We start from the raw sequence: 18619 nt of genomic DNA on the forward strand, positions 1-18619 counted from the left end.
CGGGTGGTTCGAATTAGTCATGGGGTGCGCCCCCTGGTGGTGGCGGTGCTCCTGGGTGGTGTCCTCGGTGTGTCGGGCTGTACCCCGTCAGATGCGCCGGATGCTGCGGCGTCGAGCCAGGCGGCGGCTTCGAGGCTGTCGACGGAGCAGGCGCAGCGGCTCGCGATCTTTCGCTTCAACAACTTCGACAGCGGTGTGCGTGCGGTGACGTTCAGTATCGAGGGGCAGCAGCCGGTCACGTTCTCGGGCTGGGTCGACTATGCGGCGGCGGCGGGCTACGGCTTCGCGTCGACCACGGTGAATGGCGCGGCCGACACCGGCCTGCTGCGCTTCACGCCGCAGACGCTCGGCTATCAGCCGTCGACGCTCGATGAGGCGCCACTGCCCGTACCCGCCGACGGCTGGACGGACAGCCCCCTCGACCCGTCGGCGACGAGCCTCTCGAACGTCGTCTCGGTGCTGCTGAGTCTCGGCAACGACAGGCCCGACAACCCCCAGCTTCTGCAGCAGACGGATGCCCTCTGGTTGCGTTCCGACGACGTCGACGGCGTGCCGGTCGACGTCTTAGCCGGCCCCACGTCGGATGCTCCGGCTACGGCGCCGCCGAGCGATGCGGCGTCGACGATCCGCTATTGGATCGACGAGACCGGCCACCTCCTGAAGGCGGAGATCCCGGTTGCCGGAGAGGCCGATGCCTGGACGAGCGTGGAGTTCTCCGACGCCGATGCGGGCGTCAGCCTGGCTGTTCCCACACCGTGAATGGAGCCTCGCGTCGGGCGGTGAGCGATGTCAATGGTGAGCACTGCCCATGCCCTCGGCTCGGCCCGTTTACGGCTGACTGCTAGGGTTTTCACACCAAGCACCCCCCAAAAAGGAGTACCTCCCAATGCGAATTTCGCGCACCAAGACCACCTCGCTGATCGGCGCGCTCGCCATCACCGGACTTCTGCTGACCGGCTGCGCCGGCGGACAGAGCAAGGCCGACGCCTGCAAGGTTCTCGAGACGGGTCTCACCGACCTGCAGAGCGAGCTGACCAGCAGCCTCTCCGACGCCGCGACCGACCCCGAGGGTGCGGCGAAGGCCCTTCAGACGGTCTCCGACAAGTTCTCCGACAACGTGTCGAAGGTCTCGAACGACGAGGTCAAAGACGTTGCCGATGATGCAGACGAGGCTCTGAGCTCGCTCGTCAGCGAGTTCAAGACGTTCTCGGTCGACCCTGCATCCGCCGACACCGAGGCTCTGACCGAGGCCTCGACCGACGTTCAGGACACCTTCATGGCCCTCTCGAAGGTCTGCAACTAGCACGATCGACGAAGCGGGCCCGGGGTGCAGCACCCCGGGCCCGCTTCTCTTTTTAAGACACCGGATGCCCGCCGTTGGGCTCACACAGCGACTCGCGACGTAACGTGAGACATCGTCACGTTGCAACCGCTCTCAGAAATGTCTAACTTGAGCTAATAGGCAGAGGCCGACAGGGATGTGGGGATCTGGTCCGGGGGGACCGGTCGGCCTCTGCCACGCTTTCCTCGATACGAGGGGCTGCGAAAGTTTAGACGACGACCGCGTTCAGCACCTCGTCGAGCAGCAGCGATGCGTCTTCGTCGCTGACCCGGCGCGCGAGTGCCAGCTCTGAGATGAGCACCTGTCGAGCCTTGAGCAGCAGTCGCTTCTCGCCGGCCGAAACGCCCTGAGCCTGCTCGCGACGCCACAGGTCGCGAACGACCTCGGCGACACGGTGCACGCTGCCCGAGGCCATCTTCTCCTGGTTCGCCTTGTAGCGACGCGACCAGTTGCCGGGCTCCTCGACGAAGTCGTTCTGCAGAACGGCGAAGACCTCGTCGACACCGGCGGCGTCGATCACGTCACGCACTCCGACGAGTTCGACGTTGTCGATCGGAAGCTTGATGATGAGATCGCTCGTGTGCACCCGCAGCGTCATGTAGCGCTTGTCTTCGCCCTTGACCTTCTTGGTCTCGAGTTCCGTGATGGTGACCGCTCCGTGGTGCGGGTAGACGAGGGTCTCTCCAATATCGAATTTCACGGCTGGGCTTCTCTTTTCTATGTGACGTGGTGTGTGGAGGTGAGATCTGAGGTGAGCGCTGACCGGAGGTCAGACTCGAGGAGTCAGGTGAGCCACGAGGGCAGCAGGTCGATGAGTTGGTCGACCAGCTCGTCTTCGCTGATGTAGTGGTGATCGGCTACCCAGGCGCTGAGCAGGCTCACGGTGCCGCCAGCGACGTAGGTCGCGGCAAGACGGGCCCGGATGGCGGAGGCCCCGGAGGTGGGCGCGTCGAACGACGCCAGCACCTGCTCGGCGTAGGCCGCGATCACCTCGTCGAACGCTCGTCGAGAGAGCGGGAGGCCGAGAGCGTGAGAGTAGAGCGACTCGCGTTGAGCGAAGTGCTGCACGAGACGGGTGTAGCTCTCGCGAAGGCTGGCCGCGGAGTCGGGCTCATCCGGGTTCGGCGCGGCGACGCTGGCGAGCTCCTGCCGAAGCAGAGCGACCGCGAGGTCGTCGAGGCTGGAGAAGTGCGCGTAGAACGAGCTGCGGCTGATCTTCGCCTCGCGCACGATGTCGCTGACGGAGATGTCGCCGGAATCGGCGGAGTGGAGCCGTGCGACCGCGGCCAGGATTCCCTGCCGGGTGCGTGCCGCTCTGGGGTCGGCCGGAGCCTCGGAGGAAGATCGAAAACTGTCGGGCATTACAGCACTCCGAACAGTTGACATCAGGGCAGTCTATCACGATTTCTCGGACACCTGTCCGAGAAGAATGAGAGATACTTAGTCCGCCTAGCAACCTCACCGTAGAATCAATGCATGGAATCGGCGGAGGTGCGAGCTTCGGGCTATTGGTATGGCGACGATACCGAGCTGAAGACCGGTGTCGATGCGCTCAATGCACTCCGCCGCTACCGTGTGGCGGAGATGGCGATGCGCCGTCGAACCCGTGCAGCGCTGCGTCTGAATGAGACCGACATCACGGCACTGCGCTTCGTGGTGAATGCCGAGCGCGATTCGCGGGCGGTGAGCCCGAAAGACCTGGCCGGCCACCTCGGCATCTCCTCGGCATCCACGACCGTGCTCGTCGACCGATTGGTCGCGAGCGGGCATCTGAGCCGCACCAAGCATCCGAGCGACGGACGCGCCGTGGTGCTGGTCGCAACGCCCATGACCCATTCCGACATGGGCGAGGTGTTCGGCGACATGCATCACCGCATGATGGCCGTCGCGCGGGGCCTCGACCCGGCCGAGGCCACGGTCATTACCGCCTTTCTCGAGCGAATGAGCGATGCGGTGTCGCAGTCGGATAAATAGCTAGATAAACTAAATAGGTGGGAAAACTCATCTACGGCCCGACCGGCCTCGAAATCGACATCGACGATCGTGTGCTCGCGCACATGCGCGTCGTGGTCAACGCCAAATTCCGACGGGGAGAATCCTTCCTCTTCAACTGGGAGCACAACTCCGACGAAGGCAACGGGCGCAGCTCGATCTGGATGCATCCGACGATTCCCCTGCACATCCGTTTCTACGGCAACCGCCAGCCACCCGTGAACCGCGCGTGGATCGAGGCGCTCATGGTGACGGCGAACAGTGCCAACGGAATGGTCCTGATCGCTGAGCCCGGCGGAACGAGTCCGCAGACCTAGTCCGCGTCATTCCTCGCGGTCGTTCGCGGCCGCCAGGGCATCCATCACCTGAGTGGCCACGACCCGACCCGCTCGATTCGCGCCGATCGTGCTTGCCTGCGGCCCGAACCCCGCCAGAAACACGTGCGGATCGCGCAACGACCTGCCCTTCTCGACGGCTACTCCGCCTCCCGTCTCGCGCAGATGGAGCGGTGCGAGGTGGGCGAGTTCAGCCCGAAATCCCGTCGCCCAGATGATCGCATCGGCGTGCTGAAACGAGCCGTCGGCCCAGCGCACCCCGTCTGTCTCGATCGACGCGAACATCGGCCGGTCCACGAGAACGCCGCGCTCGCGGCCGGCGACGTTGCGAGCGCTCGCGGGCAGCCCGGTGCCGCTCGACACGCTCGGAATCGGCAATCCCGCGCGGGCCGCCGCATCGGCGCGCTCGACGGCGGCGACCTTGGAATGCTCGTCCATGATGAACTCCACGGGCCTGCGTGTGACCCAGGTGGTCGAGGCGGCGACGCCCTCGAGCTCGAGCAGGAACCCCACGGCGGAGGTTCCCCCACCGACCACCACGACATCGAGGCCCGCGAGGTCGCTCGCCGCCCTGTATTCGGGCGTCGAGAGCTGGATGCCCGCGAAGGCGCCGGCCCCCGAATACGACGGGAGGAACGGTCGCGCCCAGGTTCCGCTGGCGTTCACGATGACCTCGGCGCGAACGGGGCCGAGATCGGTCTGCACCTCGTAGCGCCCATCGGGCATCTTCGACACGCCGGTGACCTCGACGGGGCGCACGACTCCGAGGGCGAAGTGCTCTTCGTAGCGCCCGTAGTAGTCGCTCACCACGTCGCGCGCCGGCAGCGATTGATCTGCGGTCGAGAAGCTGATTCCGAGTTCGGACATGCCCGGAAGATCGTCGACCTTGTGCGCGGTGTCGAGGCGCAGCGATTCCCAGCGGAACTGCCAGGCGCCTCCGGCGTGCGGTCCGCGGTCGAGGACGACGAAGTCCTGGGCGGCGACGAGCCCGAGGCGGCGCAGGTGGAAGGCGACGGAGAGCCCTGCCTGGCCGGCGCCGATGATGACGACGCGGGTGTCTCGGAGGAGTGCTGTGCTCACGTGCGCCTCAACCGCTCGAGCGAGCGATTTATTGCCGACCGCCGCGCCCCAACTCAGGAAAACCGCGCCGAATACGCGGTTTTCGTACGCGGCACCGTCGATTCTCCTGAAAACGGGCGTTCCGCTGTCGGAGGCACGGGGCTAGCTTGGACGCATGTGTGGACGATTTGTGGTGGCCAGGGCCTCGGCAGACCTGCTCTCGGGCCTGATGCACGACCTGCCCGACCTCGAAGACAACTACAACGTGGCCCCAACCGATGATGTGGCGGTCGTTCGGCAGCGCAAGGAGCATCCCCGAGAGCTCGACGCGGTGCGCTGGGGCTTCGTGCCCGGCTGGTACCCCGACCTCACGAAGCGGCCCCAGCCGATCAACGCGCGCATCGAGACGGTCGCGACCTCGGGCATGTACCGGCGTGCGTTCCAGACGCAGCGCTGCATCGTTCCGGCGGCGGGCTATTACGAGTGGACGATCCTGCCCGACGGCTCGAAGCAGCCGCACTTCATCCATGCGCCCGGGCAGGCGCTCGCGATGGCCGGTATCGTCTCGGCCTGGCGCGACAAGTCGAAGCCCGACGACGACCCCGATCGGTGGGTGATCTCGATGGCCATCATCACCCGAGACGCGCACGTCGCGCCGGGCGAGGTGCACGACCGCATGCCGGCGTTTCTCACCCCGAACGGCTACGACGACTGGCTGGGCGCCGACCTCGATTCCGACGCGCTTCTGCACCTGCTCGACGCAGAATCGGTCGAGGTGGCGCACGAGCTCGAGCACTACGAGGTGTCGAAGCAGGTCAACAGCGTGCGCAACAACGGCCCCGAGTTGATCGAGCCGCTGGCCTGAGTGCGACCGACGATCGCCCTCAGGTCAGCGGCCCGGCCGAGAGATGTGTCTGATCGGTGTCAGGGCACGAGACGGAATTCCTCGATCATCGAGCCCGGAACGGCGTAGCCGTCGAGGTCTCGGATCTGCGCAATGTGCGCGGCCACGTCGTCCGCGCTCGCGACCGGTTCGTCGGCCTTGACGTGCCATCCTGGAGCGACGCCCATGAATACACGGGCGTAGCGTCCGCGGGCGATCGAATACAACTCGTGGGAGTGTGTGTTCTGCTCGCTTGCGAGATAGACGACCATCGCCGAAATCATCTCCGGCTCGCCGTGAGCTGCAGAAGTGGGCATGCCGACGAACTGTTCCGGATTCATGTCGGCGGCCATCCTGCTTTCGGCCGCGGGCAGAATGGTGTTCGCGAGGATGCCGTAGGGCGCGCCCTCGAGGCTGACGACGTTCGCGAGGCCGTAGATGGCTCCCTTGGCGGCGGCATAGTTCGCCTGATGGATCGACCCGAAGAGGCCTGCCGCCGATGACGTGAAAACAATTCGGCCGTAGCCGTTGCGGCGCATGATGTCGAAGGCGGGTTGCGTCACGTTGAATGCTCCCTTGACGTGCACCGCCAGGAGAGATTCCACCGATTCGGGCGACGTATCGCTGAATGGGGCGTTCTTGATGTTGCCCGCGTTGTTGACGAGGATGTCGACGGTTCCGAAAGCGTCGAGCGCCGTCTGCACGATGGCTTTGCCTCCCTCGACGGTGGCGACGGAATCATAATTCGAGACGGCTTCTCCGCCCGCTGCACGGATCTCGCCGACAACCTGGTCGGCCATGGCTGTGCCGCCGTTGGTGCCGGTGATGTCACCGCCCAGGTCGTTAACGACCACCTTTGCCCCTCGTGCTGCCAGCTCGAGGGCGTGCGCCCGCCCGAGCCCGCCTCCCGCTCCGGTGACAATGGCGACGCGGCCGTCAAAAGATACTTCAGGCATTTTCACTCCTTCGAGAAAACGAGGCACATCCACCTCATGGCACAGTCTGCCACCATGACGCTGTGTGCCGAATGACAATACTCATAAGCTAGGGACATGGAGAGCGCTGCAGGCAGGGGAAGCGCCGACCGCGGCACCTCACTCGTCGAGCGGCGTCGGGCGGTCACCTATCGAGATATCGCCGATGCGGCCCTCGGGTTGTTCGAAAGACAGGGCTACGACGAGACAACGGTGGCGCAGATTGCGGCGGCGGCCGGCGTCTCGATGAGGACGTTCTACCGCTATTGCGCCAGCAAAGATGAGACGTTGACGTGGGAACTTGCGAATGGCCCGGGCCAGCTCGTCAGCAACATTCGCAAGAGAAGCGAGTTGTCACTCCACGACGCGGTTGTAGCTGGATTTGTCGAATCCGCCGGAATCGACGAGCACAGACGACTCCTCCGCGTGATTCTCGAGGCCCCGGCTCTGCGATCCGCCTGGCTTGCGGCCGGGCGAGAAGCCCAAGATGATCTCGTGACTCTAGTGGCCGAACGGATGCCGCACTCGACACCTCTACGGGCGCACGCCCTTGCGGCTGCGATCACGGCCATTCTGACCTCGGTCATCGAGCGATGGGCCGAAAGCGACGAGGATCTCGGGACGCTTACCAACGACGCCCTCGGAGTGCTGGCGGTCTAGCTCAGAACTCTTACGCGCAGAAGTCGTCGATGGTGCGCTCGAGCACCTTCGCGACCGTCTCGACCGATGCCAGGTCGACCCATTCGCTGGCCGCGTGTGCTCCGCCCCCGGTCACTCCGAAGAGCACCGCGGGGATGCCGGCCTCGGCCAGTAGGGCGCAGTCGGTCCAGAAGGGCTCGCCCCGCAGAACGGGCGGCTTGCCGGTGACGGCCTCGACGTTCGCAAGCACGCTCCGCACGACGGCCGACGAGCGGTCGGCCTCGAACGGCGGCTCAGTGAGGCCCGGCACGATGCGGTACGTGAACCCCGGATGCTCGGCCGACACCGCGACCAGGAGTGCGTCGATCTCGCCGACGATCGTGTCGAGATCCTGCCCGGGCAGCGTGCGCCACTCGATGCCGATGGTGCACTCGGCCGGGTAGCTCGACATCTCGACGCCGCCGCGCACGAGAGACGCGTGCACGTTGGCCGCGCCGAGAAACGGATGCTCGGGGCGGGTCGTGAGCTCGTACGCCAGGTTGCCGAGACGGGCGAGAAAACGGCCCGCTTGAACGATCGCGTCGCGGCCGAGGTCGGGGCGGGAGCCGTGGGCGGCACGGCCCGTGATGACGACGTCGAGCCACACGAGACCGCGGTGTGCGAGGGTGACCTCGCCGTCGCTCGGTTCGACGACGATGGCGCCGTCTGCGGTGAACTGCTTCAGTACCTCGACGGTGCCGGCGCTCTCGAACTCTTCGTCGGCGACGAGCGCAAGCATGATGTCGCCGCGATGCGGTCGCTCTGCGGCCGCGGCAGCGGCCACCATCATGGCGGCGATTCCCGACTTCATGTCGTAGCTGCCTCGACCGAACATCGAGCCGTCGCGGATCACCGGGGCGAGGCCGTCGCCGTCGTAGCTGTCGAGCGAGACGGTGTCGATGTGCCCGTTGAGCATCAGCGACCGGCCTCCGCCCGAACCGCGCCAGGTCGCCACGATCGACGGACGACCGGGCGTCGCCTCGAGTCGTGCGATGTCGCATCCACGGGGCGCCAGCCATTCGGTGATGAAATCAGCGACGGCCGCCTCTCCGCGGCCCGTGCTGCCAAGGTCGGGATTCGACGAATCGATCTCGACGAGTCGCCGCAGAAGCGAGATGAGTTCGGACTCGTCGGTGTCTGCAGTGCTCTGCCCTGGGCTGTCGACGATCTCGCTCATGACTCCATTGTCTCGCGACGGCGGCTGCGCCGTGGAACGGGTTGCCGCGAAGGCGCGAGCAGCCGGCATACCGCCTCGACACGACCCCGAGGGCTCTCGACACGACGACATATCGAGTGATGAGACACGCGTGTCGATAAATCCTCAGCTATCGGATGTATCCTGCTCATATGTCCGTCGTTTCGACCACCGATGAGCGCGCCCTCGTGCGCCGTCTTCTCGCCGACCGTTCGGTCGCGGGCGCAGAAGATTTCGGTCGCTTCGTCAACGACCGCCGCTACTTCGACACCTCCTCGTTCGACTCCAAGGCGGCCACGCCCGTGCTGATCGACGTTCTGCCCCGGCTCACCGATCCCGGAGTCATCGAGACCGTCGCCCTGCACCTCAAGAACCCCGCGGCGCGGCCCGTGGCGTTCGAGGCGTTGCACGCGTCATTCGTCGAGTGGGGTGCGGTTCGGCGCGGACGCGTCGGATGGCAACTCGGCGAGGCGCTCGTGAACGCGGCGCCGCTGAGCGCAGCGTCTGTGATTCTCGCTATCGCCGCAGACACGGGCTACGGCATGAACCGGCAGCAGGTCGTGCTCGGACTGCCGCGCTTCCGTCGCGCCCCCGAGACCGAGCGCGTGTTACGCGAGCTCGTCCACGACGTCGACGTCGCGCAGCAGGCCATGTACGCACTGCGTCGCGTGGTGGGGCCCCAGCTGACCGTCGAGGCTCTCGAAGACGTGCGCCGCGCGCACCCCGACTCGACGCTCGAGCGCATGGCCCGCCACGAGGTGCGCAAGATCAGCCGCACCCTGCGGCGTCACGACACGGCGGCCGCCGCCGGCGCGGTTCCCACCGCCGAAGCCGTCGGCGAACTCGACGCGATCCCGGCCTGAGCCGCCGACAGGGCACGGCCCTCGAGGTCAGGGAGCCAGCGACGGGGTCGACCTGATTCCGAAGCTGTGCTTCAGAGCGCTCTTCGCGGCGTACCAGCCGGCGAGTCCGTGCACGCCGGGGCCGGGGGGCGTCGACGACGAGCAGAGGTAGATTCCCGACGCCGGAGTGCGCCAGGGGTCGAACGAGAGCACGGGGCGACGCACCAGCTGGGCCAGGGTGGCGGCGCCCGCAGCGATGTCGCCACCGATGTAGTTCGGGTTGTAGTTCTCCATATCGCGCGCGGTCATGCTCGCCGCGCCGAGGATCAGGTCGCGGAACCCCGGGGCGAAGCGCTCGATCTGCCTGATGATGGCCTCGGTCTGATCGATCGACGAGTCCTTCGGAACGTGCGTGTACGCCCAGAGCACGTGCTTTCCCTCGGGCGCGCGCGTCGAGTCGAAGCTCGACGGCTGCGCGACGAGCACGTAGGGATTCGAGGTGTGCCGCCCCGAAGCGACCTCGGCCTCGGACGCGGCGATCTCGGCGCGAGTTCCACCGACGTGCACGGTGCCCGCCTTGTGCAGCTCGGCGTTCGTCCAGGGCACAGGTCCCGACAGGGCGAAGTCGACCTTGGCCACGCCGTTGCCGTAGCTGAACTCGCGCAGCGCCTTCGTGTAGAGCGTGGGCAGGCGTCGGCCCGCGATGTCGGCCACCGCGCGCGGTGTCGTGTCGAAGAGCACGGCCGTCGACGACGGCAGCTGATCGAGCGACCGGATGCCGGCATCCGTCTCGATCTGCCCGCCGTGCGCCACGAGATCGTCGGCCATCGCGTCCACGATCGCCTGGCTGCCGCCGACCGGCACGGGCCAGCCGCGACCGTGCGCGTAGCTGCCGAGGCTCAGCGCGGCCGCGGCGGTGACCGGGCTGGGCATAGGCCGGATGGCGTGGGCCGCGACTCCGGCCAGCATGGCGGGCGCGACATCGCCCTGGAAACGGGCGTTCCAGGTGGGCAGGCCCTGCTCGAGCACCCGCAGGCCGAAGAGTGCGGCCGTGATGGGCTGACGCGGAGCCATCAGCAGATTCGAGCCCGCGAGCCGCGCAACCTGATCGGCGCGCTCCACGAGCGGCGCCATCAGTGAGTGGAACGCGGCGCCGTCGCGGCCGAGAGCTGCGACCGTGCGGGCGAGGTCGTGGTACGCGATTCCGGCGCGTCCACCGTCGAGCGGATGCCCGTACGACACCTCGGGAAGCACCAGCTCGATGCGCTCCTGCAGGCCGAAGCGCTGGAAGAATCCCGAGGCCAGGGCCATGGGGTGAACGGCGGAGCAGACGTCGTGCAGAAAGCCCGGAAGCGTCAGCTCTTTCGTGCGAGCGCCCCCGCCGATCGTCGAGTTCTTCTCGTAGACACGCACCGATAGCCCGGCACGGGCCAGGGTCACGGCCGCGGCAAGACCGTTGGGCCCGGAGCCGACGACGACCGCATCCACTTCGCTCATGCGGCCCAGCCTACGACCGGCGCAAGCGGGAGACCACAGCGGTGGCCGCAACGACGGCACCGCCGACGGCGGCACCTCCGAGGCCGATCGCGGCCGCGGCCATCGTCTTGCGGTGGCCGATCGCCCAGGTCGCCGGGCTTCCGTTTCGCGCGTCGCTGCCGAAGATTCCGCGCGCGCCCTTGTCGCCCGACGCGGGCTCGTAGAGGTTGTTGGGCAGCATCGCCTCGACCTTCTCGGGAGCCTGCTGTCCGTCGTAGCCGACCTTCGCCAGGTAGTTGTCGAGCCAGCCCGCGACGAAGCGGTTGCCCAGCACAGTCTTGATGGTGGGCTCGCCCACCCAGGTGCGGCGGCGCGGGTGATCCGCGACGTCGGCCACGGCCTTGGCCCCGACCTCCGGCTGGTAGATCGGCGGCACGGGCTGCGGGTGGTGAGGCAGCTGCGACTTGACCCAGTTGAACTGGATCGTGTTGAGCGCGGGCATGTCGACGGTCGAGATACGCACGGGGCTCTTGGCGTGGATGAGCTCGGTGGTGACCGACTCGGTGAAGCCCTTCACGGCGTGCTTCGCTCCGCAGTAGGCCGCCTGCAGGGGGATGCCCCGGTGCGCCAGCGCTGATCCGATCTGGATCACGTGGCCGCGCTCGCGGGGGACCATGCGCGAGAGTGCCGCGCGGGTGCCGTTGACGAAGCCGAAGTAGTTCACCTGCGTCGCGCGCTCGAAGTCGGCGGGCTCGGTGGTGAGGAAGTCGCCGAAGACGCCGACCATCGCGTCGTTGACCCACAGCTCGATGGGGCCGAGTTCGGTCTCCACGCGGTCGGCCGCAGATTCGACGGCGTCGCGGTCCGCGACATCCGTGCTGATGCCGAGGGCACGACCGCCGCGGATGGTGACATCGGAGACGGCGCCGGCGAGACCGTCTTCGCCGCGCGCGAGCACGGCCACATCCCATCCTCGATCGGCGAGTTCCCTCACGATGGCACGGCCGAGTCCGGCGGTTCCTCCGGTGACGACGGCTACTCCACGGGTCATGACAGTCCTTTGCTCTTCAGATGGGCAGGCCGATACCAGCCGCCTCACTCGAGTCTGTGCCCACCCGGTGCGCCCCGTCGCCCCGTCGACAGGATTCGATGCATGGCGTATGGGGGAATGCTGGCCTGATCAGTAGGCGAGGTCGGCGCCGGCGAGTCGAGCCGTCACGTCGCCGATGAGACCCTCCCGGCGCGGGTCGAGAGCGAGCAGCTCTCTGCCGTCGGCGAGCTGGGCCAGGTCGACCCAGATGGCCGAGGGGCTGTGCGTCGACCAGAAGTAGTACACGCGATTGGTCACGTCGCTGGCCGCGTGCCACCACGTGGGATACACGCCTCCGTCGTTGTAGGGCGCACCCGGCGGAACCGCCGCGTTCTGCGTGATGCGGAACACCCCCGCGACCGTCTCCGTGACGTTCGCCGGCTCGGGCAGATAGTGCCTGAAGTAGCTCGCGCGCACGAAGCGGTCGAGCGAGGTGATGTCGCCCGGGGGAGTGAGGTCTCCGCCGAACGGCGCGTAGCGGGCGAGATTCGCGAGCTGCTCGTCGTAGCCGGGGGAGTTCGCCATGACGGTGTGCTCGGCCCCGTGATGCACGACCAGCTCGCCGTCGATGGGCTCGATGATCGCCGAGTCTCCCGAAGGATCTTCGAGTGCGAGGTGCGCGCCCATGTACTGCCCCCTGATCGGCGGCGCGATGATGCGCACGTCGTCGAGGTGCTCGAGAACCTCGGCGACGGTGGCGAAGTGGTCGAGCACGTACTGCACCCACATCGCGATGACGATCGTCGGGGCGTCGGTTCCTAAGGGCGGCTTGATGTCGTCGAGAAAGAGCGCGTGCGCCGCGAGGCCCTTCTCGTTCATGCCGTCCGACGTGCCGATGTTCCACATGCTGAGCCCGACGCTCGAGTAGAGCGATCGCCACCGGGCGGCATCCGGCTGCGGCCCGCCCGAACGCTCGAGGCCCCGCGGATAGAACCAGAGCTCGGGCTCGTCACTGACCTCCCAGTCCATGCACCGCGAGGTGACCTTGGCGATCGGGTTGTCATTCCAGAAGACACGGGTGCACATGCGCCGACACTACTGCTCGTGGGCCGCAACCCCTAGACCCCCGTTCGTGGATGCCGGATGCTGGTGAGTCATGTCGACAAACGTGAGACTCATGGACTGTTCCCCCGAGGACGTCTTCGCCGTACTCGCCGACGGATGGCTGTTTCCGACATGGGTGGTGGGATCGTCGCGCATGCGCGAGGTCGAGAAGGCGTGGCCTGCCGAGGGCTCGCATCTGCACCACTCGTTCGGCTCGTGGCCCGCGGTGATCGATGACGAGACCACGATGCACGAGTGGGATCCGCCCCGGCACATGCTCATCGTCGCGAAGGGCTGGCCGATCGGCGAGGCGTCGGTTCAGATCGACGTGAAGCCGCGGGGCAACGGATGCGTCGTGCGGATCATCGAGAAGGCCGTCGCGGGGCCGGGAAAATACATTCCGCCGGCGCTGCTCGACATCGGACTCTACGTGCGCAACATCGAGACGCTGCGCCGCCTGGCGTACATCGCCGAGGGAAAGGCCGACGGCAAGTAGCTGCGCTGTCGCTGCCTGAGCTGTCGCTTTCTCACCCCGAACCCGAACCATCGATCGAAAGGCTCCATCATGCTGAAAGACCACCCCGTCGACGTTGTGCTTCTCTCGAAAGATCTGGATGCCTCGCGCGAGTTCTACGAGAAGCGACTCGGCCTCGACGTGATCGAGGCCACAGAGACCGCCATCACCTATGCCTCGGGAAACACGCGTCTCAAGGTGACGGCATCGACCGTCGGCACGAAAGACGAGCAGACGCAGGCGGAATGGCGGGTGCTCGACCTGCGTGCCGAGCTCGACGAGTTGAAGCACCGCGGCGTCGAGCCCGAGAACTACGACACCGACGAGCTGAAGACGGTCGATGGCATCGCCGACCAGGGGGATGCCTGGGTGGCCTATCTGATCGATCCCGACGGCAACGCGCTCGGCATAGGCCAGGCCAAGTAGCAGCGCCCTCGGGACTTCTGCGCTCCTCCGAGGGCTACGCGGGGGTCATGCTCGCCGAGTGATCACCGCATGCACCTCGTCGCCCACGTCCTTGCCGAGAGCTTTGCGAACCTTGGCGCTCAACGACACCATGTGACCGTTCGCGCCGGTGGGCATTACCCCGACGTTCTCGAGGGCGATCCCGTCGATCGTCGCGTCGACGCGAACGCTCCGTCCGGTTCCGAAGAGCTCCACCGAGTCGGGAATCTCGATGCAACTCCACGTCTCGCCTTTGACGTCGACGCCGATCTTCGCGTCGAACTCCACCTTGCTCGCCTCGTCGGTAGCCATACTTCACACTATCGAGACGATCCAGTTGGGGCGCGAGCGGTTGGGCCTCGACGGACGTAATATCGAGCTCACAGCCCAACGACGGGAGGCCTCATGCGCCGCGTGACCTATTCGATGAGCGTGTCTCTCGACGGCTTCGTGCAGGGGCCCGATGGTGATTTCGACTGGCCGGGTCTCAGCGACGAGGTATTCGATGTCGCGCTCGACGAGATCCGCGAGGTCGGGGTGCATCTCATGGGCAGGCTCCTCTATGAGGCGATGCTCTACTGGGAGACGGTCGACCAATCCGCGCTCGCGGCCCCGGTGCAGCAGTGGCTCGGGCTCTGGAATGCGCTGCCGAAGGTGGTCTTCTCGAGATCACTCTCTACAGTCCGAGGCAACGCGCGCCTCGCCGACTCCGGCCTCGCCGACGAGATCGCGCGACTCCGAGCAGAGCCAGGCGACGGCGATATCGCCATCGGCGGCGCAACCCTCGCAGCCGAGGCCGCCACTCTCGGCCTGATCGACGAGTACCACATGCGGGTCTATCCCGTTCTGGTCGGGGGAGGGCTGCCGTTCTTCGCCCGCGACGAGCAGCGCATCGACCTCGAACTGCTCGAGACCCGCTCGTTCGACTCGGGAGTCGCCTACCTTCGCTACCGAGTGCGCCGGTGAGTATTCGGCTCTTCGTCGCGAGTCTGTCTGTCCACTGCGCCGTGGACGAAAATGGAGGCATGAGCCATCAGATCGAACGGCCGAAATGGTTTCGCCAGGTGCAGGAACGAAAGATCTTCCTCGGCATCCTGAAGTACGGCCGGCCGATGCTCTTCGAAGTCTTCGTTGAGCCCGGACACGTCGTGACCGTTGGACTCGATGACCTGCGGCCGACTCTCGGTGTCTCTCGAGACGCTGAGCGCGACTTTCAGGAGGCCGACATGCTGGCGTCGCGCGCCTTCACAGAGGGCCGCTTCGATGACTGGGTTCAGTGGCCCTACGGAGGCGTCGTCACCGGAACGCCTCCGTTCGACTGACAAGCACGTCTAGCCGCGACAGGCCTCCTCGAATCTGCGACCTGGAGTCGCGCTCGCTCGAATGTGCACTTTGTGTCGGTGCTGAGGCCCACGACCGACCGAAATTGCACACTCGGGTGGGCTCGAATCTGCGACCTGGAGTCACACTCGGCGGCGAACCCTAGTTCAGCGCGGGCAGGATGTCCTTCACGATCGTCTCGAGCAGGTGCGCGTTGTAGTCGACACCCAACTGGTTCGGAATCGTCACGAGCACGGTGTCGGCGTCGCGCACGGCGGCGTCATCGAGCAGCTCCTTCACGATCGCGTCGGGCTCGCCCACGTAGCTCTTGCCGAAGCGCGCGATGCCGTTGTCGAGGTAGCCCACCTGGTCTTCGCGGTCTCGGCTCATGTCGCCGAAGTAGGCGCGGTCCTGATCCGTGGTGATGGGCAGGATGCTGCGGCTCACCGACACGCGCGGCTCGCGTTCCCAGCCGGCGTCCTTCCATGCCGCGCGATAGAGCGCGATCTGTTCGGCCTGCAGGTCCCCGAAGGGCACCCCGGTGTCTTCCGAGAGCAGCGTCGAGCTCATCAGGTTCATGCCCTGCTCTGCCGTCGAGACAGCGGTGGCGCGTGTGCCCGAACCCCACCAGATGCGGTCGGCCAGACCGGGCGACTGGGGCAGGATGCCGAGGGGCTGGCTCACGCCCGTCATCTGCGGGTTGCTCATGGCGACTCCCGCATCGGTGATGGCCGCGCGGAACAGCTCGGTGTGCGCACGGGCCAGATCGGCATCCGTCGTGCCGTCTTGCGGAACGAAGCCGAACGACTCGGAGCCGCGGAGCGCCGTCTCGGGTGATCCCCGGCTGACGCCGAGCTGCAGCCTGCCGCCCGAGATGAGGTCGGCGGTCGCCGCCTCCTCGGCCATATAGAGCGGGTTCTCGTAGCGCATGTCGATCACGCCCGTACCCAGTTCGATCTTCGAGGTGCGGGCTGCCATGGCCGAGAGCAGGGGGAAGGGCGAGGCGAACTGGCGCGCGAAGTGGTGCACGCGCATGTAGGCGCCATCGACGCCGATCTCTTCTGCTGCGACCGCCAGCTCGATCATCTGCAGGTGCGCGTCGGCGGCGGTGCGCGTCAGCGACCCGGGGATGGGCTGCCAGTGGCCGAACGAGAGGAACCCGATTTTCTTCATGTCGATGTAAACGCATGAAAGCCGAGCTGTATTCCGTTCCCGTGTGCACTGAACCCACGGATTAAGACGACGTAAACAATGAAAGGCACAGCCGCAACCGATCCAAATCCCAGCCCGTGACGAATAGTCTGTCGTCTAGCAGAACTGCGAGAGGACCATCCGGAATGCGCGTTTTGAGTTACAACCTGCGGAACAACAGCGCCAGTGGCGAACTCGCCGCCCTGACAGATGACTTCGATGTAGACATCTTCTGCGTGCAAGAGGCCGACACGGCGTCGCTGCCGTCGACCATGGGGCACCTGACCATGTCGCACGCCACCACAGAGAACCGCCTGGGTCTCGCGCTCTACTACCGCGCTGAGCGTTTCTCTGTCGAAGACAGCACCACGTTCACGCTCAAGAAGTCCATGCACGACCGGGTGATGTCACCCGGAACCCAGCGCCTCCTCGGCGCCCGGCTTCTCGATCGCCAGACCGACCGTTCTTTCGTCGCCGCATCGTTCCACGCCGCGCCGCTCACGGCATCCAATTCTCTGCGTCGAACCCAGATCACCGCGGCCCACGAAGAGCTGCAGCGCATCGGCGTCGACATTCCGATCCTGATGGTGGGCGACTTCAACTACCCGCTGTTCCAGAACAAGCTGCGCGCCGGAATCAAGGACTCGGGCTACGAGCTGTCGCTCAGCGACAGCGTCACCTACCTGCGCTACAAGTGGGTGCGCGGTCACTTCGACTTCGTCACCTCGAACGGCTTCCGCATCGACGAGGTCAAGACCCTTCCGCAGGGCGACTCCGACCACCTGCCGATTCTGGTGAAGGCCGAGTATGACATGGCCGAGGTCGTCGGCGACTAGCCGCAGACCGACTATTCGGCCGTGAGCGACTCTTCCGTTGAGCCGCGCCGCCCGCCGAGCTCCCGCTCTGCTGCCCGCCAGGCGTCGCAGCGCGCGGCACGGGGGCCGTTCTGGCGCACTGTCGTGATCGCTGCGCTGATCGCACTCTGGCCGGCGCTCGCCACAGGCCTGCACGCCGGCTTCACCGGCGCGGGGGAGCGGACCCTGGTCGTGGGAGCGGCCCCGACCGTTTCGACGCCGCCACCTTCGGAGACCCCGGCCGCTCCTCAGTCGGTCGTCCCGCTCTCGGTACTCAGCGACTCGCACGCCTACTTCGCCGCATCGTGGTGGCGGCAGACCGTCGAGGCGAACGCCATCGGCGGGGTCTCGATGGGGGCCTTCGCATCGCAACCCGGCGCGGTGGCCGACACCATCGCATCCGGTCTCGACGAGGCGGCGGCCGGAGCCCAGGGCGGCTACGTGCTCGTGCAGGCCGGAACCAACGACCTTCTCGCCGGAAGTTCGCCCACCCGAGCCGCGTCAGACATCCAGGCCCTGTGGTCGGGCGTGCGCGACCGGGGATCGACCCCGATCGCTGTTCTCGTGCCGCCGTCGAGCCAGGTCGGTGCCGAGGTGATCGAACTCAATCGGCTGCTGGCCGCGGCGGCCCAGCAGTCCGGCATCGCGGTTCTGGATGTCTACACCCCGGTCGCCGACACCGGTGGCCGGTGGCAGGCGGGCACCTCAGACGACGGCAAACACGCGAATCTGACCGGCGCGACCCGGCAGGCGAACGAGGTGCTCGCGCAGCTGCCCGGAATCCTGGCCGGACGCGTTGGCCAGCTGGCGGAGCTGCCGTAGTCCGCTCCGTGAGCCTGTCGCAGGGTATCCGCTCCGGTTCGGCGCATGCGCTGCCGGACGACCGGGCGCGGATAGACCGAACAGGCGCGGATGCGCGGCGGCGGCGGCCGCTCAGCCCTGCTGCGACTCGGCGAAGTCGCGCCTGATCGCCGCGAGGGCGCCCGGCGACAACTCGAAGCCGATCGGATGCCCCGGGTTCACCACGATGCCCACCTCGTCGGCGACGCTGGCTACGAAGCGCCCTCCGGTGAGGGCCACCGTGTGCGGGGCGATCTCGAGATAGTCGCCCGGAACCCGCGCCAGGTCCGTGAAGAGCGGCAGCATCGGCGCGCCGCCCACGGTGCTGAGCACGAGGGGGCTGAATCCCTCGGCGGCCTCGCCGGATGTCTCGGTGCGGCTCAGCGCGAAGACGGGCGTCGTGAGGAACGCCGAGATGAAGACCGTCTGACGCACCTCGCCCCGGATGCCGTCGAGAAGCGACTGCTCGAGCTCGTTGTGCACGGTGTCCGCCGCGAGTCGGGCATCGAAGTCGGCGTCGTCGGAGGCACTGGAGTCTGTCACCAC

Annotated in this window: 24 protein-coding genes; 13 read left to right on the forward strand and 11 right to left on the reverse strand. The window is 66.7% G+C overall.

All coding sequences use genetic code 11. From position 1 onward, the window contains the following. Positions 1–3 precede the first annotated feature (3 nt). Together ASF79_RS01715 and ASF79_RS01720 are read left to right on the forward strand one after the other, a co-directional pair. Complete coding sequence (locus ASF79_RS01715; RefSeq protein ID WP_156366125.1) at positions 4–759, forward strand: hypothetical protein; 756 nt, start codon at positions 4–6, stop codon at positions 757–759. Between the two features lie 127 nt (positions 760–886). After that, positions 887–1303 carry a hypothetical protein gene (locus ASF79_RS01720; RefSeq protein ID WP_055776347.1) on the forward strand — a complete coding sequence of 139 codons (417 nt, stop codon included), beginning with the start codon at positions 887–889 and terminating at the stop codon, positions 1301–1303. A 247-nt stretch (positions 1304–1550) separates the two neighbouring features. Here ASF79_RS01720 and ASF79_RS01725 read toward each other — a convergent pair whose 3' ends face one another. Next, positions 1551–2042, reverse strand: coding sequence for a CarD family transcriptional regulator (locus tag ASF79_RS01725; protein WP_044442618.1), 492 nt, complete (start codon positions 2040–2042; stop codon positions 1551–1553). A gap of 83 nt (positions 2043–2125) precedes the next feature. Then, positions 2126–2704, reverse strand: a complete 579-nt coding sequence (locus ASF79_RS01730) for a TetR/AcrR family transcriptional regulator (protein ID WP_055851217.1) — start codon at positions 2702–2704, stop codon at positions 2126–2128. A gap of 114 nt (positions 2705–2818) precedes the next feature. Between ASF79_RS01730 and ASF79_RS01735 the strand changes: the two genes are divergently transcribed. Together ASF79_RS01735 and ASF79_RS01740 are read left to right on the forward strand one after the other, a co-directional pair. Next, the gene (locus ASF79_RS01735) at positions 2819–3316 is read left to right on the forward strand and encodes a MarR family winged helix-turn-helix transcriptional regulator (protein WP_055851219.1); all 498 of its coding nucleotides are present in this window, start codon (positions 2819–2821) and stop codon (positions 3314–3316) included. A gap of 17 nt (positions 3317–3333) precedes the next feature. Next, entirely contained in the window at positions 3334–3651 is a 318-nt protein-coding gene (locus ASF79_RS01740) for a DUF7882 family protein (protein ID WP_055776340.1), read from the forward strand. 6 nt (positions 3652–3657) lie between these two features. Here ASF79_RS01740 and ASF79_RS01745 read toward each other — a convergent pair whose 3' ends face one another. Continuing rightward, positions 3658–4749 carry an NAD(P)-binding domain-containing protein gene (locus ASF79_RS01745; RefSeq protein ID WP_055851223.1) on the reverse strand — a complete coding sequence of 364 codons (1092 nt, stop codon included), beginning with the start codon at positions 4747–4749 and terminating at the stop codon, positions 3658–3660. 154 nt (positions 4750–4903) lie between these two features. On the opposite strand from ASF79_RS01745, the gene ASF79_RS01750 reads away from it, so the two are divergent. Then, positions 4904–5593, forward strand: a complete 690-nt coding sequence (locus tag ASF79_RS01750; protein ID WP_055851226.1) for an SOS response-associated peptidase — start codon at positions 4904–4906, stop codon at positions 5591–5593. 59 nt (positions 5594–5652) lie between these two features. On the opposite strand, the gene ASF79_RS01755 is transcribed toward ASF79_RS01750, so the two are convergent. Next, a complete protein-coding gene (locus tag ASF79_RS01755) occupies positions 5653–6567 on the reverse strand; it encodes an SDR family NAD(P)-dependent oxidoreductase (protein ID WP_055851229.1) in 915 nt (304 codons plus the stop codon). A gap of 96 nt (positions 6568–6663) precedes the next feature. Between ASF79_RS01755 and ASF79_RS01760 the strand changes: the two genes are divergently transcribed. Continuing rightward, positions 6664–7245, forward strand: a complete 582-nt coding sequence (locus tag ASF79_RS01760; RefSeq protein WP_055851232.1) for a TetR/AcrR family transcriptional regulator — start codon at positions 6664–6666, stop codon at positions 7243–7245. A 10-nt stretch (positions 7246–7255) separates the two neighbouring features. On the opposite strand, the gene ASF79_RS01765 is transcribed toward ASF79_RS01760, so the two are convergent. Further along, positions 7256–8440 carry a M20/M25/M40 family metallo-hydrolase gene (locus ASF79_RS01765; protein ID WP_055852983.1) on the reverse strand — a complete coding sequence of 395 codons (1185 nt, stop codon included), beginning with the start codon at positions 8438–8440 and terminating at the stop codon, positions 7256–7258. A 170-nt stretch (positions 8441–8610) separates the two neighbouring features. Between ASF79_RS01765 and ASF79_RS01770 the strand changes: the two genes are divergently transcribed. After that, on the forward strand, positions 8611–9321 hold the full coding sequence (locus ASF79_RS01770) for a hypothetical protein (RefSeq protein ID WP_055851234.1): 711 nt from the start codon (positions 8611–8613) through the stop codon (positions 9319–9321). Between the two features lie 27 nt (positions 9322–9348). Here ASF79_RS01770 and ASF79_RS01775 read toward each other — a convergent pair whose 3' ends face one another. From ASF79_RS01775 to ASF79_RS01785, 3 genes are all read right to left on the reverse strand, one after another. After that, a complete protein-coding gene (locus tag ASF79_RS01775; RefSeq protein ID WP_055851237.1) occupies positions 9349–10797 on the reverse strand; it encodes a phytoene desaturase family protein in 1449 nt (482 codons plus the stop codon). A 10-nt stretch (positions 10798–10807) separates the two neighbouring features. Beyond that, positions 10808–11827 (reverse strand): SDR family oxidoreductase, encoded by a 1020-nt coding sequence (locus ASF79_RS01780; RefSeq protein ID WP_055851240.1) that lies wholly within the window; start codon positions 11825–11827, stop codon positions 10808–10810. Between the two features lie 129 nt (positions 11828–11956). Continuing rightward, the gene (locus ASF79_RS01785; RefSeq protein ID WP_055851242.1) at positions 11957–12892 is read right to left on the reverse strand and encodes a linear amide C-N hydrolase; all 936 of its coding nucleotides are present in this window, start codon (positions 12890–12892) and stop codon (positions 11957–11959) included. A 70-nt stretch (positions 12893–12962) separates the two neighbouring features. Here ASF79_RS01785 and ASF79_RS01790 point away from each other — a divergent pair, with 70 nt between their 5' ends. Continuing rightward, a complete protein-coding gene (locus ASF79_RS01790; protein ID WP_055851246.1) occupies positions 12963–13406 on the forward strand; it encodes an SRPBCC family protein in 444 nt (147 codons plus the stop codon). Between the two features lie 69 nt (positions 13407–13475). Continuing rightward, entirely contained in the window at positions 13476–13850 is a 375-nt protein-coding gene (locus ASF79_RS01795; protein WP_055851249.1) for a VOC family protein, read from the forward strand. Between the two features lie 45 nt (positions 13851–13895). On the opposite strand, the gene ASF79_RS01800 is transcribed toward ASF79_RS01795, so the two are convergent. Continuing rightward, positions 13896–14180 (reverse strand): DUF1905 domain-containing protein, encoded by a 285-nt coding sequence (locus ASF79_RS01800; RefSeq protein ID WP_055851252.1) that lies wholly within the window; start codon positions 14178–14180, stop codon positions 13896–13898. Positions 14181–14273: 93 nt separating this feature from the next. On the opposite strand from ASF79_RS01800, the gene ASF79_RS01805 reads away from it, so the two are divergent. Together ASF79_RS01805 and ASF79_RS01810 are read left to right on the forward strand one after the other, a co-directional pair. Beyond that, entirely contained in the window at positions 14274–14834 is a 561-nt protein-coding gene (locus ASF79_RS01805; protein WP_055851255.1) for a dihydrofolate reductase family protein, read from the forward strand. Between the two features lie 59 nt (positions 14835–14893). Continuing rightward, positions 14894–15190 carry a hypothetical protein gene (locus tag ASF79_RS01810; RefSeq protein ID WP_055851258.1) on the forward strand — a complete coding sequence of 99 codons (297 nt, stop codon included), beginning with the start codon at positions 14894–14896 and terminating at the stop codon, positions 15188–15190. A gap of 160 nt (positions 15191–15350) precedes the next feature. Here the strand turns inward: ASF79_RS01810 and ASF79_RS01815 are convergent, their stop codons facing one another. Then, complete coding sequence (locus ASF79_RS01815) at positions 15351–16361, reverse strand: LLM class flavin-dependent oxidoreductase (protein ID WP_200933514.1); 1011 nt, start codon at positions 16359–16361, stop codon at positions 15351–15353. Between the two features lie 164 nt (positions 16362–16525). Here ASF79_RS01815 and ASF79_RS01820 point away from each other — a divergent pair, with 164 nt between their 5' ends. Together ASF79_RS01820 and ASF79_RS01825 are read left to right on the forward strand one after the other, a co-directional pair. After that, on the forward strand, positions 16526–17215 hold the full coding sequence (locus ASF79_RS01820) for an endonuclease/exonuclease/phosphatase family protein (protein WP_055776302.1): 690 nt from the start codon (positions 16526–16528) through the stop codon (positions 17213–17215). A 21-nt stretch (positions 17216–17236) separates the two neighbouring features. Continuing rightward, positions 17237–18055, forward strand: a complete 819-nt coding sequence (locus tag ASF79_RS01825) for an SGNH/GDSL hydrolase family protein (RefSeq protein WP_156366126.1) — start codon at positions 17237–17239, stop codon at positions 18053–18055. A 111-nt stretch (positions 18056–18166) separates the two neighbouring features. Here ASF79_RS01825 and ASF79_RS01830 read toward each other — a convergent pair whose 3' ends face one another. Then, complete coding sequence (locus ASF79_RS01830; protein ID WP_162239053.1) at positions 18167–18616, reverse strand: SseB family protein; 450 nt, start codon at positions 18614–18616, stop codon at positions 18167–18169. Positions 18617–18619: the final 3 nt, after the last annotated feature.

It is taken from the genome of Agreia sp. Leaf335, from assembly GCF_001423605.1.
Lineage (GTDB): Bacteria > Actinomycetota > Actinomycetes > Actinomycetales > Microbacteriaceae > Agreia.